The 14,821-nt window shown below is 72.9% G+C and carries 14 protein-coding genes; 7 read left to right on the top strand and 7 right to left on the bottom strand.

Translation table 11 applies throughout. The features are described from left to right. Positions 1 to 29: 29 nt before the first annotated feature. Genes EXE57_RS19515 through EXE57_RS19505 form a run of 3 tightly spaced genes read right to left on the bottom strand, consistent with a single transcriptional unit; the run spans position 30 to position 1,249 of the window. Positions 30 to 458, bottom strand: a complete 429-nt coding sequence (locus EXE57_RS19515) for a barstar family protein (RefSeq protein ID WP_167305983.1) — start codon at positions 456 to 458, stop codon at positions 30 to 32. Between the two features lie 7 nt (positions 459 to 465). Continuing rightward, positions 466 to 861: a guanyl-specific ribonuclease gene (locus tag EXE57_RS19510; RefSeq protein ID WP_135080428.1), complete on the bottom strand. Its 396-nt coding sequence runs from the start codon at positions 859 to 861 to the stop codon at positions 466 to 468. A gap of 10 nt (positions 862 to 871) precedes the next feature. Continuing rightward, positions 872 to 1,249 carry an Rv2175c family DNA-binding protein gene (locus EXE57_RS19505; RefSeq protein ID WP_244246916.1) on the bottom strand — a complete coding sequence of 126 codons (378 nt, stop codon included), beginning with the start codon at positions 1,247 to 1,249 and terminating at the stop codon, positions 872 to 874. 177 nt (positions 1,250 to 1,426) lie between these two features. Here EXE57_RS19505 and EXE57_RS19500 point away from each other — a divergent pair, with 177 nt between their 5' ends. The 5 genes from EXE57_RS19500 (at position 1,427) to EXE57_RS19480 (ending at position 7,256) form a co-directional block, all read left to right on the top strand. Continuing rightward, positions 1,427 to 2,185 carry a lytic transglycosylase gene (locus EXE57_RS19500; protein ID WP_135080426.1) on the top strand — a complete coding sequence of 253 codons (759 nt, stop codon included), beginning with the start codon at positions 1,427 to 1,429 and terminating at the stop codon, positions 2,183 to 2,185. Positions 2,186 to 2,300: 115 nt separating this feature from the next. Next, positions 2,301 to 4,301 (top strand): Stk1 family PASTA domain-containing Ser/Thr kinase, encoded by a 2,001-nt coding sequence (gene pknB / locus EXE57_RS19495; RefSeq protein ID WP_244246915.1) that lies wholly within the window; start codon positions 2,301 to 2,303, stop codon positions 4,299 to 4,301. Between the two features lie 206 nt (positions 4,302 to 4,507). Next, the gene (locus tag EXE57_RS19490; RefSeq protein ID WP_135080424.1) at positions 4,508 to 5,647 is read left to right on the top strand and encodes a glycosyltransferase family 4 protein; all 1,140 of its coding nucleotides are present in this window, start codon (positions 4,508 to 4,510) and stop codon (positions 5,645 to 5,647) included. After that, on the top strand, positions 5,644 to 6,120 hold the full coding sequence (locus EXE57_RS19485) for a hypothetical protein (RefSeq protein ID WP_135080422.1): 477 nt from the start codon (positions 5,644 to 5,646) through the stop codon (positions 6,118 to 6,120). Before EXE57_RS19490 ends, EXE57_RS19485 begins: the two co-directional genes overlap by 4 nt. Before the next feature lie 212 nt (positions 6,121 to 6,332). Continuing rightward, a complete protein-coding gene (locus EXE57_RS19480; RefSeq protein WP_135080420.1) occupies positions 6,333 to 7,256 on the top strand; it encodes an NADase-type glycan-binding domain-containing protein in 924 nt (307 codons plus the stop codon). Positions 7,257 to 7,262: 6 nt separating this feature from the next. Here the strand turns inward: EXE57_RS19480 and EXE57_RS19475 are convergent, their stop codons facing one another. From EXE57_RS19475 to EXE57_RS19460, 4 genes are all read right to left on the bottom strand, one after another. Next, a complete protein-coding gene (locus EXE57_RS19475; RefSeq protein WP_135080418.1) occupies positions 7,263 to 8,255 on the bottom strand; it encodes a threonine aldolase family protein in 993 nt (330 codons plus the stop codon). A gap of 46 nt (positions 8,256 to 8,301) precedes the next feature. After that, positions 8,302 to 9,603, bottom strand: a complete 1,302-nt coding sequence (locus tag EXE57_RS19470) for a class II 3-deoxy-7-phosphoheptulonate synthase (RefSeq protein ID WP_135081166.1) — start codon at positions 9,601 to 9,603, stop codon at positions 8,302 to 8,304. Between the two features lie 180 nt (positions 9,604 to 9,783). Further along, entirely contained in the window at positions 9,784 to 11,238 is a 1,455-nt protein-coding gene (locus EXE57_RS19465; protein ID WP_135080416.1) for an APC family permease, read from the bottom strand. Between the two features lie 99 nt (positions 11,239 to 11,337). Beyond that, the gene (locus EXE57_RS19460; protein ID WP_135080414.1) at positions 11,338 to 12,366 is read right to left on the bottom strand and encodes a 6-phosphofructokinase; all 1,029 of its coding nucleotides are present in this window, start codon (positions 12,364 to 12,366) and stop codon (positions 11,338 to 11,340) included. A gap of 113 nt (positions 12,367 to 12,479) precedes the next feature. On the opposite strand from EXE57_RS19460, the gene EXE57_RS19455 reads away from it, so the two are divergent. Both EXE57_RS19455 and glpK read left to right on the top strand, forming a co-directional pair. Then, positions 12,480 to 13,319 (top strand): DUF1028 domain-containing protein, encoded by an 840-nt coding sequence (locus EXE57_RS19455; protein ID WP_135080412.1) that lies wholly within the window; start codon positions 12,480 to 12,482, stop codon positions 13,317 to 13,319. Continuing rightward, entirely contained in the window at positions 13,316 to 14,797 is a 1,482-nt protein-coding gene (gene glpK / locus EXE57_RS19450) for a glycerol kinase GlpK (RefSeq protein ID WP_135080410.1), read from the top strand. The genes EXE57_RS19455 and glpK overlap by 4 nt, the downstream gene beginning before the upstream one ends. Positions 14,798 to 14,821: the final 24 nt, after the last annotated feature.

Here is a 14,821-nt window from a genome sequence, read left to right as displayed (position 1 = left end):
CGACCGATCGGACGGTCTGAAGCCTGCGCTCAGTCGAGCGGCTCGACGCCGGCGACGGCCGGCCCCTCGCCGCGCAGCAGCACCGCGAACGGCGCCCCGCGGTCGGCGTTGACCCGGCCGCCGAGCACGCTCAGCGCCACGGAGAAGGCCCGCGGGGCCTCGCGGGCGAAGGGTCCCCAGCCGTCCCAGAGCAGCACCGTCCCCTCACCTCCGTCGACGTCGGAGAGGCAGTCAGCGAGCGCGTCGAAGTTCTGGCCGTACCAGTCGGGGAAGTCGAGCGCCTCCCCCACCCGCCGCAGGAAGTCGGCCTTCGTCTGCCCCGTCAGGCCGTCGACGTGGGCGAAGGCCCAGCCGGCGTGCTCGACGGTGTGGCGTACGTCGGCGACGTCGAACCCGGCGTGCCAGGAGTAGATCCCCGGCGGCGTCCGCCGGGCCAGCAGGGCTGCCAGTCCGCTCACGTCTCCCTCACCTCGCGATCCTCTCGAACGACGCGTAGTGGTCCTCGGTCCAGTAGTACTCCCCCTCGGCGCCCGTGACGATCCTCCGGGCCCCACGATCGTCGGAGCCCGGGGTCACCACGGTGTACTCGCGGTAGTAGCCGTCGGGCTGGTCCGGGAGCAGCTCCTCGCGGTTGAGGAACGTCCCGTCGTCCTGCTCGAACGGGTACGGCCCGCCCGCGTCGACCAGGGCGAGGGTCTCGCGGGCCTCGGCGGGGAGGTAGGCCTCCGCGACCCACGGCAGCCCGCTGGCGGGGTCGGTGGCAGACCCGTCCCCGGGCGGCGTGCTGCCGGCCTGCCACCAGAGCAGCCCGGCGGCGACCAGCGCGACCAGCAGGCCGAGCCAGCTCCGCCGACCGGTCATCGCGGGACCGTCAGAGAGCCATCGCCTGGGCGCGGCGCTTGACCTCGGAGCCGCGGTTCTCGCGCAGCGCGTCGATCGGGCGGCCGGGCAGGTCGGCGTCGGTGAAGATCCACGCGATGGACTCGCGGTCGTCGAAGCCGGCGTCGTGGAGCAGCGTCAGCAGCCCCGGCAGGCCCTTGACCACGAGGCCGTCCTGGAGGAAGTCGGCCGGGACCCGCGGACCGCCGCCGGCGACCGGAACGGCCTGGGCCAGCTGGTGGTCGCGGACCATGGTCCGGACCTTCGCCGGGGTCACGCCGAGCTCGTCGGCCGCCTGCGACCAGTCCAGCCAGTCGGGGACGAGGGCCGCGAGGTCGGCCTCGGCCAGGGGCGTCGATGCGTCACTCACACCACCAGCGTAGGCGGGGAGGGGCGTGCCGGGCCAACCCGCGCAACACGCCCGCGACCGGCGCGGTCCCCCGCTCCGGGATCCGGCGTCGTTACGGTCGAATCTTCGTGCTTCGCGGCGCTTCCCCCTCGCGGCGGCAGGTCGCCCGGGTGTCGCGGAGCGGACGAGGAGCTCTTCATGCGCATCCCCGCGACCGCAGTCCTGGCCGCCGCCGTGATCTCGACCGGCGTCGTCGCCACCCCGGCCCACGCCGACCACGGCACGCTCCCGCCGGGTCGCTCGGTGAAGCACTACACGGTGCAGCCCGGTGACACCGCGACCGGCCTGGCGGTCCGCTTCCACGCCTGGACGGCCGAGCTCGTCTCCCACAACCACCTCGGCTCCTCGGCCTCGCTGCAGGCGGGGCAGCGGATCGAGATCCCGGTGGTGCGCTCCGCCGTCCGCGACGGGAACGGCGACGGCAACCGCGGTGGTACGGCCGGTGGCCGGACGTCCGCGGAGTCCCGCGACCAGCCCGCGACCACGCCCTCCCGGGAGCGGGTGAGGTCGAAGGTGGCCACCGTCGCCCGCCGGCGCGGGGTGGACCCGCAGCTCGCGCTGGCCGTCTCCTGGCAGGAGTCGGGCTGGCAGATGCAGCACGTCTCCAGCGCCGGCGCGATCGGCGCGATGCAGGTGCTGCCGTCGACCGCACGCTGGATGGAGTGGTACGTCGACCACGACCTCCGGCCGCGACGGCTGCACGGCAACGCCGTGACCGGCGTGACGTTGCTGGGGGTGCTGGCCGACAACACGCGCAACCGCCGTCGCCAGGTCGCGGCGTACTACCAGGGGCTCGGGGCGGTGCAGGAGCACGGGCTCTACGACGAGTCCCGGCCCTACGTCGACAACGTGCTCGCCATCAAGCGGCGTCTCGAGCAGGGGAAGCCGCCCGCCTGAGCCCCGGCCGCGCGTGACTCCCGCCACGCCGGGGAGCCGCCAACGTCGGTGAGGACGCGGTGGCTCCGTACGATGGAGCCCCGGATCCTTCCCCGTCCGGAGCAGGAGGCTCGTCGTGCAGTCCGATCAGCGCGCCCGCGTCAGCGAGGATGCGACGTTCGGCGACCCCCTGACCGGACGGCTTCTCGACGGCCGCTACCGCATCGGACCCCGCATCGCCCGCGGCGGCATGGCCAGTGTCTACGAGGCCACCGACATCCGGCTCGACCGGACCGTCGCGGTCAAGATCATGCACCCCGGGCTCGGCGACGACGACGAGTTCGCCGCCCGCTTCGTCCGCGAGGCGCGAGCGGCCGCCGGCCTCAGCCACCCCCACGTCGTCGCGGTCCACGACCAGGGCGACGACGCCGGCACGGTCTTCCTGGTGATGGAGCTCGTCGCCGGCCACACGCTGCGTGACGTGATCCGCAAGGAGTCGCCGATGCCGCCGGCGCGCGCGCTGGCGCTGGTCGACCCCGTCCTCTCCGCGCTCGCCCATGCCCACCGCGCGGGCCTGATCCACCGCGACATCAAGCCCGAGAACGTCCTGATCGCCGACGAGCAGTCCGGCGGCGGGGTCAAGGTCGCCGACTTCGGCCTCGCCAAGGCGGTCAGCGCCGACACCCAGCACACCGCGACCGGTGGCGTGCTCATCGGCACCGTCTCCTACCTCGCCCCCGAGCTGGTCGTCGACGGCCGGTCGGACGCCCGGGCCGACGTCTACGCCGTCGGCGTCGTCCTCTACGAGCTGCTCACCGGCCGCAAGCCGCACGAGGGCGAGTCGCCCATCCAGGTCGCCTACAAGCACGTCCACGAGGACGTCCCCGCCCCGTCGGCCGTGGTGCCCGGGATCCCGAAGTACGTCGACGCGCTGGTCGCCCGGGCCACCGCCCGGGACCGCGGCCAGCGTCCCGCCGACGCGGGGGTGCTGCTCCACCAGGTCCACCGGGTCGCCCAGGCCCTCGCCGACGACGTGGCCGAGGACGACGAGCTGGTCGCGGACCTGATGCCCGCGACCCGGCCGGTCAGCGAGGACACCCACCCCGAGCCGTTCGACTCCGACGAGTTCGCGACGCTGCTCGCCCCCGAGGAGGCGGTCCGCGAGCACACCACCGCCCTCGAGCGGGCCGAGCGTCCCTCCCCGCCCACCGGTCCCCCTGCTGCCGCCCCGACCGTGCCCCGCCGGTCGCGCCGCGGACCACTGCTCCTGCTGCTCGCGCTGCTGCTTGCCGTCGGGGTCGCCGTCGGTGCGTGGTGGTTCGGCTGGGCGCGCTGGACCCAGCCGCCCAGCGTGCTGGGGATGCGCGAGGACGCGGCGGTCGAGCGGCTCGAGGCGGCCGGCCTCACCGCCGAGACCGGCCAGCCGGCGTACTCGGAGACCGTCCCCGCGGGCCGGGTCCTCTCCACCGACCCCGCCGCCGGCGACCGCGTGCTCGACGGCGGCAGCGTCACCGTGGTGCTGTCGCTGGGCAAGGAGCGCTACGACGTCCCGAAGGTCCGCGGCGTCACCGAGGAGGCCGCCCGTGACCGGCTGGCCGAGGCCAACCTCGCCTACGGCGAGTCGGTCGGTCGCTGGTCCGAGGACGTCGAGGAGGGCGTGGTGCTCGGCAGCGACCCCGCGCCCGGCACCACGCTGCGTCCCGGCACCGTCGTCGACCTCGTCGTCAGCAAGGGACCGCGGCCGATCACCGTCAAGGACTGGACCGGCGAGGACGCCGACCGGGCCGAGCAGGCGCTCGAGGACAAGGGCCTGGTGGTCGAGCGCGCCTCCTCGGAGTACTCCGACACCGTCCCCGAGGGCGATGTCATCAGCCAGTCCCCGGCCAGCGGCACCCTCTTCCGCGGGCAGACCGTGACCATCACGGTCTCGCAGGGGCCCGAGCTCGTGGAGGTGCCCGGCGGCCTGGTCGCCAGCGGTGTCGACTCGGCCACCGAACGGCTCGAGGCGCTCGGCTTCGAGGTCGAGGTGATCCGCGACGGCAGCGGCTACATCGGCCTCGAGTACGTCTTCTCCGTCGACCCGGGCTCGGGGACGATGGTGCCGCGCGGCAGCACGATCACGTTGCGGCTGGTCTGAGCACAGCACCGGGCCGGGAAGACCGGGGCGTGAGGCGCCTCGGCTACTCTGGAACGGAACTGCAAGTCGCAGGTTTCGCGCCCTGGCTCCCACGACGCTTCGGCACCGGCGACGGCAGCAACGTCAGGCGGTAGCGAGATGACCTCGCGACTCAGCACGGCACACCCCCTCCAGCACTCGGACCAGCCACCTGCCCCGGGTTCCTGGTGATCTCTTTCGTCTGGTCGCCGCGTGAACGCCTGCCTGCCGGCACCGGCGGGTCCGAGAACTACACGATCGGCCAGGTCCGCGAGCTCAACCGCCGCGGGGTCGAGGCCCGGGTCGTGACGGTCGGTCTCGGGACGGCCGACGGGCGCGAGGAGTTCGACGACGTCCCCTTCCACGCGGTCGCCACGCTCGACGACCTCGGCCGGCTCGACGACACGCTCGTCTTCGTGAGCGAAGCGCCACCGGTGGCGACCAGGCACCCGGCGTACCAGATCCTGCACGTGCCCCCGCCACTGCGACCAGAGGTGCAACGGACCGTGGCCGCCGGGACGCGCGACCGTACGCTCATCGCGACGAGCCGGTTCGCGGCAGCGCTGTGGGCCGACTTCCTCGACGTCAGCCTCGAGACCGTCCACGTCGTGCACCCGTTCGCCGAGCCCGTCTTCGCGGACCAGCCACGCCCCGAGAGCCGAGCCGGGCACACGCGCGTGCTCTACGCCGGCAGGCTCACCCCGGAGAAGGGCATCTACACCCTGCTGTCGATGCTGCACAGCGACCTGTTCGAAGCCGGGGACCACTCCGTCTCGTTCACCGTGACCACGGCGGGGTCGGACAAGCCGCAGGGCGCCATCATCGAGCGGATGCTCCGTACGCACCCCGGCATCGAGGTGGTCCCTGCTCGACGCACGCCGGCCGGGATGTCCGCGCTCATGGCCGAGCACGACGTCGTCGTGATGCCGTCGAACAGCCAGTACTGGCACGAGACCTTCGGCATCGTCTCGATCGAGGCCCAGCACGCCGGGTGCCGGGTGGTGGCCTCGGACGACGGCGGCCTGCCGGAGACCGACTGCGGTGCGCTCACCCTGGTGGCTCCCGACGACGCCGAGGCCCTCGCCCAAGGGATCCTCGCGGCACACCTGATGGGCGCGGTCCCGGGCGCGACACGGAGCCGAGCAGGTGCCGACTTCACCGTCGCCGCCTCCGTCGACGACCTGCTCGCCGTCCTCCGGGCCCCCCGCGCCCTCACCCCCTGGGCGGTCATCCAGGAGCTCGAGACCCTGGTCCGGCTCCCGCCGGTGAGCCCGCCGCACGAACGGCCGGCAGCCGGGCTCGTCGACGGGCAGGGAGGGCAGCGATGACCGTGTCGAGCTCCGCGCCAGCCGATCACGCCCCCGGATCGGTGGGCAACGACGCCGACGTCCGCTACCTGGTGGAGGCCCGCGCCGGCCTGCGACGGGTGATGCCGGTGACCCACGCCGTCTCGGCCGGGGCCGACTGTCATGCCCTCCGGGCGTTGGCGCGTGACGCGCTGACCGTGCAGACCGGCCAGCTCGAGACCGTCTCCGCCTGCCTCGCCGCGTGGGGCCGAGCGGATGTCCCGGGGGCCCACGAAGCGGCGAACGGGCCGCCGGGTCTCCACGGGTCCTCGCTCCAGCACGCCTTCACCGACCACCTGGCCTCCCATGCCGCGGCCTCGATGACCGCCGCTCGCGCCGAGATGGTGGCCGGTGTCCATCGCCTGGTCCGCGCGATCGCCGAGGACGCCCTGCGTGCCTACAGCCGTCTGCTGGCAGCCATCGGCGATCTCCCGCCTCCGGTCACGCAGGACTAGCCCTCCCCGACCGCTCCTGCGTGGCCGTGACACGGAGTCGGCGCGCTCGCGGGGCGCTGGCGATGGGCCACCGGGCGTGCATCTCCCAAGAGCTGCGGGTGGATGCTCACGTCCCGTGGCTGACCGACCATGAGAGCCGCGCACGCAGCAACATCTCGTGGGAAATGCCCCAGCACCCTCTATCGTGGGCCGCCGACGAGGGGGTGAGGGCCGTGGACACGTGTCGCCAGTGCGGGCACACGCTGGGGGTCGGTCGCTTCTGCACCAACTGCGGCCACCCCGTCGACGCCCCGGTCCCCGCCGGTCCCGCCTCCCGCTCGTGGCGCACCGACACCGCCGAGCGGCCCCGGGTCGAGGCGCTGCCGTCCGAGGAGCCGGACACCCCCGCACGCCCCGCCCCGACCGGCCACCGGCACGTCGACGAGACCCGGCGTACGGCGGGCTGGGTGCCGTGGGTCGCCGGGCTGGCCGTGATGCTGCTGCTGGCGGCGCTGGGTCTGTGGCTGCTGCTCGGCGGTGACGACGACCCCACCGCGCGCGACACCTCACGGGAGCAGCCGCGCCGCGAGGAGCCGGTGGCCGAGCAGCCGAGCCGCGACGACCGCACCCCCGAGGGGCGCACGACGATGAGCCCCGAGCCGCAGGTGGACCCGACCGACCTGGCGCGCTTCACGACCGTCGTCGCGCCCGCGCCGGCCCCGCCCAACCGTGACGTGAGCGGCAACCAGGTCCGCTGCGAGGCGAGCAACCTGGTCGACGGGGTCCCCGAGACCTGCTGGCGGATGCCGGAGGACGGCACCGGCGAGACGATCACGTTCACCTTCGACGGACCGACCGAGCTGAGCGAGGTGGGCCTGGTCAACGGCTACGCCAAGACCGCGCAGGACGCCCAGGGCGCGCTCGACTGGTACGCCGGCAACCGCCGGGTGCTCGAGGTCGAGTGGTCCTTCGACGACGGGACGGTCGTGGGCCAGGACCTGGCGCAGACGCTCGACATGCAGGTCGTCCCGCTCGACGACGTCGTCACCGAGGTGGTGACGCTCCGGCTGGTCGAGGTCAGCCCTCCCGGTCCGGGACGGGCCTCGCGCGACTACACCGCGATCTCCGACGTACGCCTGCTCGGCTCCCCCGCCTGAACCGCCTCAGAGGCCGGCGAGCACTCCCGCCGCCTTCTCCACGGCCGCGCGGTCCACGTCGAGGTGGGTCACCAGCCGGACCGTCCGCGGCCCCACCGCGCCGATCCGTACGCCGGCCTCGGCCGCCCGGGCCACGAAGCCCGCCGCGTCGTCGTGCGGCACGACCACGATGTTGGTCTCGACGCCCGCCGGATCGACCCCGCACGCCTCGGCCAGCATCCGGGCGTGCTCGTGGTCCTCGGCCAGCCGGTCGAGGTGGTGGTCGAGCGCGTGCAGCCCGGCCGCGGCCAGCACGCCGACCTGCCGCATCCCGCCGCCCATCCGCTTGCGCCGCACCCGGGCCTCGGCGACCGCCTCCGCCGACCCGACCATGAGCGACCCGATCGGCGCACCGAGCCCCTTCGACAGGCAGACCGCCAGCACGTCGGCGAGCCCGCCGTACGTCGTGAGCGGTACGCCGGTGGCGACGTGCGCGTTCCAGATCCGCGCCCCGTCCACGTGGACCGAGGTGCCGACCTCGTCGGCCCAGGTCCGGAGGGCCTGCAGCTGCTCCAGCGGCACGACCGCGCCGCCGGCGAAGTTGTGGGTGTTCTCGACCGCGACGGCGGCAGTCGGCACGAAGTAGGGGCCCAGGTCGGGCGCGAACATGTCCTGCACCCGCGCCACGGGGACGCGTCCGTCGGGGGCGTGCCAGGTCCGCATGGTGATGCCGCTGTGGGCCCCGTGGGCGCCGAGCTCGGCCCGCGCGATGTGGGCGCGCTCCTCGCAGAGCACCTCCTCGCCCGGAGCCACGACGCTGCGGACGGCGAGCACGTTGGCCATCGACCCGGTCGGGGTGAAGAGCGCCGCCTCGTGGCCGAAGAGCCCGGCGACGCGTTCCTCCAGGCCCAGGACCGTCGGGTCCTCGCCGTAGACGTCGTCGCCCACCTCGGCCTCGGCCATGGCGCGCCGCATCGCGGCGGTGGGGCGGGTGACGGTGTCGGAGCGCAGGTCGATCACGCGACCGAACCTACCCACCGGCCCGTCGGGTGCCGCGACGCGGGCCTCAGGCCTGGCGCAGCATCTTGGCGACGAGGAAGGCCAGCTCCAGGGACTGGACCCGGTTGAGGCGCGGGTCGCAGACCGACTCGTAGCGGTCGGCCAGGCCGGCCTCGTCGAGCAGCTCGCCGCCGCCGACGCACTCGGTCACGTCGTCGCCGGTCAGCTCCACGTGGATGCCGCCGGGCCAGGTGCCGAGCGAGCGGTGCACGTCGAAGAAGCCCTGCACCTCGTCGATGACGTCGTCGAAGCGGCGGGTCTTGTAGCCCGAGGACGCCTCGAAGGTGTTGCCGTGCATCGGGTCGCACACCCACGCGACCTCGACCCCGGCGGCGGTGACCTTCTCGATCAGCTGCGGGAGCCCGTCGCGGATCCTGGCGGCGCCGAACCGGGTGATGAAGGTCAGCCGGCCGGGCTCGTTGTCGGGATTGAGGCGGCCGGCGAGGGCCAGCGCGTCGTCGGCACTGGTGGTCGGGCCGAGCTTGACGCCGATCGGGTTCTGGATGTGGCGCAGCATCTCGACGTGGGCGCCGTCGAGCTGGCGGGTGCGCTCGCCGATCCAGACGAAGTGCCCCGACACGTCGTACGGGAGCTGGGTGCGCGAGTCGATGCGCGTCATCGCGTGCTCGTACTCGAGGACCAGCGCCTCGTGGCTGGAGTGGAAGTCGACCCGGTGGAACTCGTCGGGGTCGGCACCGATCGCCTTCATGAAGGTCAACGCCCGGGCGATGTCGTTGGCCATCTCCTCGTAGCGCTGGCCGGCGGTCGACTCGCGCACGAAGTCGGTGTTCCAGGCGTGCACCTGGCGCAGGTCGGCGTAGCCGCCGGTGACGAAGGCCCGCACCAGGTTCAGGGTCGCCGCGGAGGCGTTGTAGACGTCGACGAGCCGCTGCGGGTCGTGGCGCCGCGAGTCCTCGGAGAACTCGTAGCCGTTGACGGCGTCGCCGCGGTAGGCGGGCAGCGTGATCCCGTCCCGCGTCTCGAAGTCCGAGGAGCGGGGCTTGGCGTACTGGCCGGCGAGCCGGCCCAGCTTCACGACCGGCACCGAGGCGGCGTACGTCAGGACCACCGCCATCTGCAGGATGACCCGCAGCTTGTTCCGGACGTTGTCGGCCGTGACGCCGGCGAAGGTCTCGGCGCAGTCACCGCCCTGGAGCAGGAAGGCCTCGCCGCGGGCGACCGCGCCGATCTTGGCCTTGAGCTCGTCGCACTCCCCGGCGAAGACCAGCGGCGGCTGGGTGCGCAGGCGGGCGACAGCGGCCTCGACGGCCACCTGGTCGGGGTACGACGGCTGCTGGGCGGGGCCCATCGCGTGCAGGGTCGCGAGATCGGGAACGGCACTCACCGGACCAGCGTACGCGCGGGCGGCCCCGTGACCCGGATCGGCGACGTTCGTTGAGATCCCCGGGAGCCCGGCTCCCGCACGACCTCGGGCGAGGAGGGCCCCCGGCGCCAGTGCGTCGGGGGCCCTCCTCGACGCACGGACGACTCAGCGGACCTCGTCCTCCATGTGCTCGATGTCGCGGAAGCCCGTGCGCTTGGCCCGCACCCCGCGGTTGGTGAACCACGTCAGCAGCCACAGGGCGACGCCGATGGCCAGCAGGATCGCGGCGATCCGGTACTGGATCCAGGCCTCGGGGTCACGGGCCCAGGGGCCGGCCAGGAACAAGCAGGCCACGGCGCCGATCACCGGGAGTGCCGTCGGGGCACGGAAGCGTGTGGGCGTCGAGGTGTCGCGCCGGAGCACCAGGCACGCCACGTTGACGACCGAGAACACGATCAGCAGCAGCAACGCGGTGGTCCCGCTCAGTGCGGCGACGACCGAGCTCTCGGCGTCCAGGGTGACGAACGTGATGAGGCCGAGGGCCAGCAGGGTGGTGAAGCCGATCGCGGTCCACGGCGTACGACGACCGGGCAGGACCTTGCCGAGCGACCGGGGCAGCACGTCCTGGTTGGCCATGCCGTAGATCAGCCGGCTCGCCATGAGCATGTTGATCAGGGCCGTGTTGGCCACGGCGAAGACGGTGAGGAACGGGAAGATGTCACCGACCGGGAAGTCGGGGACACCGGCCTTGACGACCTCGAGCAGGATCCCGGTCTCGCCGTCGAAGGACTGGATCTCGCCCAGGGGCAGGACCAGCACGACCGAGACCGCCACCAGCATGTAGATCACGACCGCGATGCCGAGGCCGGTCAGCATGATGCGGGGGAAGATCTTCTCGGGCTCCTTGACCTCCTCGACCATGTTGACGGAGTCCTCGAAGCCCACCATCGCGAAGAAGGCGATCGCCGTCGCGATCGTCGTCGCGGCGAACATGCTGCGGTCCGAGGACGTCTCGAACACGACGATCTGGCCGAGGTCCGCACCCTCGGTGGCCATCGCGTAGAAGCCGATCAGGATCACGATCGCGAGCGCGAGCAGCTCCACGAGCGTCAGGACGACGTTGAACTTCACGCTCTCCCCGACCCCGCGCAGGTTGATGACGGCGAGCAGCACCATGAAGGCGAGCGCGGTCAGCAGGATCGCGGTGGTCCCCGGGTCACCGCCCTCGACGCCGAGACCCGTGAGCAGGTTGGCCGCCAGCAGGTTGGACGAGGTCGACGCGCTGGTGATGCCGGAGCACACGACCGTGAACGCCACCAGGAAGGTCACGAAGTGGATGCCGAACGCCTTGTGGGCGTAGAGGGCCGCGCCCGCCGCCTGCGGATACTTGGTCACCAGCTCGAGGTAGGCGAAGGCGGTGATCGTCGCGACGGAGAACGCGATGAGGAAGGGCAGCCAGGCGACTCCCCCGACCTCGGCGGCGATCGCACCGGTGACCGCGTAGATCCCGGCGCCCAGGATGTCGCCGACGATGAAGAGCAGCAGCAGCTTGGGGCCCATGACCCGGAGGAGCGATCCCTCCTGGTCCTGCTCCGCCTCGACGTGCGGTGTGCTGGACATGGCATTCCCTTCCGAGAGTGGCAGGTCCGCTCATCGTGGCCCACCGGGCGTACGAGGGGAAGCACCACGGCCGCGTCGCGCGTCGACACGCGAACGGCCTCAGCCGAAGAAGACCTCCGCCTCGGCGTACTCGGCAGGGCTGACGAGCTTGAGCTCGCCGGTGCCCTCGATGAGCGGCAGCCGGACGATGTCGGTCCCGCGCAGCGCCATCATGGTGCCGAACTCGCCGTCGGCGACCGCGTCGATCGCGTGGATCCCGAAGCGGCTGGCCAGCCACCGGTCGAACGCCGTCGGGGTGCCGCCGCGCTGGATGTGGCCGAGGACGACCGCGCGGGCCTCCGCGCCGGTCCGGTCCTCGATCTCCTTGGCGATCCGGTCGCCGATGCCGCCGAGGCGTACGTGCCCGAAGGCGTCCTTCTCGCCCGAGACGAGCGTCATGTCGCCTCCCTCCTTGGGCACGGCGCCCTCGGAGACGACCAGGATCGGGGAGTAGCGCGACTCGAAGCGGGACTCGACCAGTCGGCAGACCTCCTCGATGTCGAAGGGCTGCTCGGGGATCAGCACGATGTTGGCGCCGCCCGCGATGCCGGCGTGCAGCGCGATCCAGCCGGCGTGCCGCCCCATCACCTCGACGACGAGCGCCCGGTGGTGGGACTCGGCGGTGGTGTGGAGCCGGTCGATGGCCTCGGTGGCGATGTTGACCGCGGTGTCGAAGCCGAAGGTGAAGTCGGTGCCCGACAGGTCGTTGTCGATGGTCTTGGGGACGCCGACCACGTCGACACCGAGCTCGGCGAGCTTCGTCGCCACGCCGAGGGTGTCCTCGCCACCGATGGCGACGAGGGCGTCGACGCCGTCGCGGGCGAGGTTCTCCTTGATCTTCTCCACGCCGCCGTCGATCTTGAACGGGTTGGTGCGGGAGGACCCCAGGATGGTGCCGCCACGGGGCAGGATGCCGCGGCACTGCTGGACGCCGAGCTCCATGGTGAGGCCCTCGAGCGGCCCCTTCCACCCGTCGCGGTAGCCCACGAAGTCGAACCCGTGCACCTTGACGCCCTTGCGGACCACGGCCCGGATCACCGCGTTGAGCCCGGGACAGTCCCCGCCTCCGGTGAGCACTCCGACGCGCATCGACTCTCCTCGTTGTTTGGATCGTTCAAGTGGGCGGCTCGACTCTAGCGAGGTTGTCCGGCGCCGACCAGAGGGGACCGACAGTCGGTCGGTGTCCCTACTAGGGTCCGGGCATGACCTTCTCGATCGTGGCCCGGTCCGCCGACGGAGAGTCCTGGGGAGTCGCCGTCGCATCGAAGTTCCTCGCCGTCGGGTCGGCGGTGCCCGCCGCCGTCGCCCAGGTCGGTGCCATCGCGACGCAGGCCGACGCCAACGTCGCGTGGAAGGGCATCGCCCTTGCCCACCTCGACGAGGGCGCCACCGCCGGCGTCGCCGTCCAGCGCCTGCTGGAGGAGGACGCGGGACGCGACCACCGCCAGGTCGGCCTCGTCGACGTCGACGGCGAGGCGGTCTCCCACACGGGTTCGGCGTGCCTGCCGTGGGCCGGCGGCGTCACCGGCGACGGCTACGCCATCCAGGGCAACGTGCTGGCCGGCGAGGACGTCGTGATCGCGATGCAGGCCGCTTGGGACACCTCCGACGACGACGCGCCCCTGGGTCGCCGGTTGCTGGCCGCCCTCACGGCCGGCGACGACGCGGGAGGCGACCGCCGTGGGCGGCAGTCGGCCGCCCTCCTCGTGGTCCGCGAGGGTGCCGGGTACGGCGGCCGCGACGACATCGCGGTCGACCTCCGGGTCGACGACCACGACGACCCGGTGACCGAGCTCGCCAGGCTGCTCGACCTCAGCGACCTCTACCTCACCGCCTCCACCGAGGAGGAGAAGGTGCCCGTGACGGCCGAGCTGGCCGAGGAGCTCGCCCGCTTCGCCCGGGCGCAGGGCCAGCACGACTTCCACGCCTGGGTCGGGACCGAGAACTACGAGATGCGGGTGGCGCCGGACCTGACCTGGATCGACGAGAAGGTGCTCGACGTGGTCCGGACGACGGCGGCCGGCCGGGTGTCCGCCCCGTGAGCATCCTCGCGATCGACGCGGGCACCACCGGAGTCACCGCGGTGGTCGTCAGCGACGTCGGCACGATCGTGGCCAAGGGGTACGAGGAGTTCCGCCAGCACTTCCCGCGACCCGGCTGGGTCGAGCACGCCCCCGAGGAGATCTGGCAGGCGACCATCGAGGCCACCCGACAGGTGCTCCGCGAGGTCGACGCCGCCGAGCTGACCGGGGTGGGCCTCACGAACCAGCGCGAGACGGTCGTCCTGTGGGACCGGGAGACCCTCGGCTCGCCCCGCCGCGCGATCGTCTGGCAGGACCGGCGTACGGCCGAGATCTGCACGCGGATGCGCGAGGCCGGCCACGAGGACCGCGTGGCGGAGCTGACCGGGCTGCGGCTCGACCCGTACTTCTCGGGCACCAAGCTGGTCTGGCTCGCCGAGCAGGAGCCGCACACATGGGCCCACGTCGAGTCCGGCCGCTACGCCGTCGGCACGGTCGACTCCTACCTCATCGCACGGATGACGCGCGGGGTCCACCACGTCACCGACGTGTCGAACGCCTCCCGGACCCTCCTCTTCGACCTGGCGGAGGGGACGTGGTCCGAGGAGCTGTGCGGCATCTTCGGCGTGCCCCCCGACGCGCTGCCGGAGATCGTGCCGAGCTGGGGCGAGATCGCGACGACCGACGCCGCCAGCTTCTGCGGGCTGTCGCTGCCGATCGCCGGGATCGCCGGCGACCAGCAGTCCGCTCTCTTCGGGCAGACCTGCTTCGACGAGGGCGACTCCAAGTGCACCTACGGCACCGGGTCGTTCATCCTCACCAACACCGGCAGCACGGTCCAGCGCTCGGAGGCCGGGCTGCTCTCGACCGCCGCGTGGCGCTCCCCCGACGGTGAGATGACCTATGCGCTCGAAGGTGCGATCTTCGTGACCGGGGCGGCCGTGCAGTGGCTGCGCGACGGGCTGCAGATCGTGGGGTCCGCGGCCGAGACTGCCGCGATCGCTGCGACGGTCGACCACACCGACGGCGTCGTCTTCGTCCCGGCCCTCACCGGGCTGGGGGCACCCCACTGGGACCCGCAGGCTCGCGGCCTGCTGATCGGGCTGACCCGCGGCACGACCCGTGCCCACGTCGTCCGGGCGACCCTGGAGGCGATCGCCTTCGAGGTCCGCGACGTGCTCGAGACGATGCCCGTCGAGGGCGAGCCGCGACCGCTCAGGGTCGACGGCGGGGCGGCCGCCAACGACCTGCTCTGCCAGGTGCAGGCCGACCAGGTCGGCGTACCCGTGGAGCGGCCGGAGATCGTCGAGACCACCGCGCTGGGCGCGGCGTTCCTCGCCGGCCTCGGCACCGGCGTGTGGTCCTCCACGGACCAGCTGCGCGACACCTGGTCGCTCGACCGCCGCTTCGAGCCCGCGTCCGACCGGTCCGCCGCCGACGCCGCCCACACCCGGTGGCTCGCGGCGGTCGAGCGGTCGAAGGGGTGGGCGGACCTCTGAGATAGTCCGTCACGGATCGGTCGC

The organism is Nocardioides euryhalodurans, from assembly GCF_004564375.1.
Lineage (GTDB): Bacteria > Actinomycetota > Actinomycetes > Propionibacteriales > Nocardioidaceae > Nocardioides > Nocardioides euryhalodurans.
This window is presented reverse-complemented; position numbering and strand designations above follow the sequence as displayed.

Bases quoted from the DNA above. Each gene is read 5' to 3' on its own strand.
- EXE57_RS19500 (WP_135080426.1), top strand. From the start codon at position 1,427: ATGCGCATCCCCGCGACCGCAGTCCTGGCCGCCGCCGTGATCTCGACC.
- EXE57_RS19455 (WP_135080412.1), top strand. From the start codon at position 12,480: ATGACCTTCTCGATCGTGGCCCGGTCCGCCGACGGAGAGTCCTGGGGA.
- EXE57_RS19465 (WP_135080416.1), bottom strand. From the start codon at position 11,238: ATGTCCAGCACACCGCACGTCGAGGCGGAGCAGGACCAGGAGGGATCG.
- EXE57_RS19470 (WP_135081166.1), bottom strand. From the start codon at position 9,603: ATGGGCCCCGCCCAGCAGCCGTCGTACCCCGACCAGGTGGCCGTCGAG.
- EXE57_RS19485 (WP_135080422.1), top strand. From the start codon at position 5,644: ATGACCGTGTCGAGCTCCGCGCCAGCCGATCACGCCCCCGGATCGGTG.
- EXE57_RS19510 (WP_135080428.1), bottom strand. From the start codon at position 861: ATGACCGGTCGGCGGAGCTGGCTCGGCCTGCTGGTCGCGCTGGTCGCC.
- EXE57_RS19460 (WP_135080414.1), bottom strand. From the start codon at position 12,366: ATGCGCGTCGGAGTGCTCACCGGAGGCGGGGACTGTCCCGGGCTCAAC.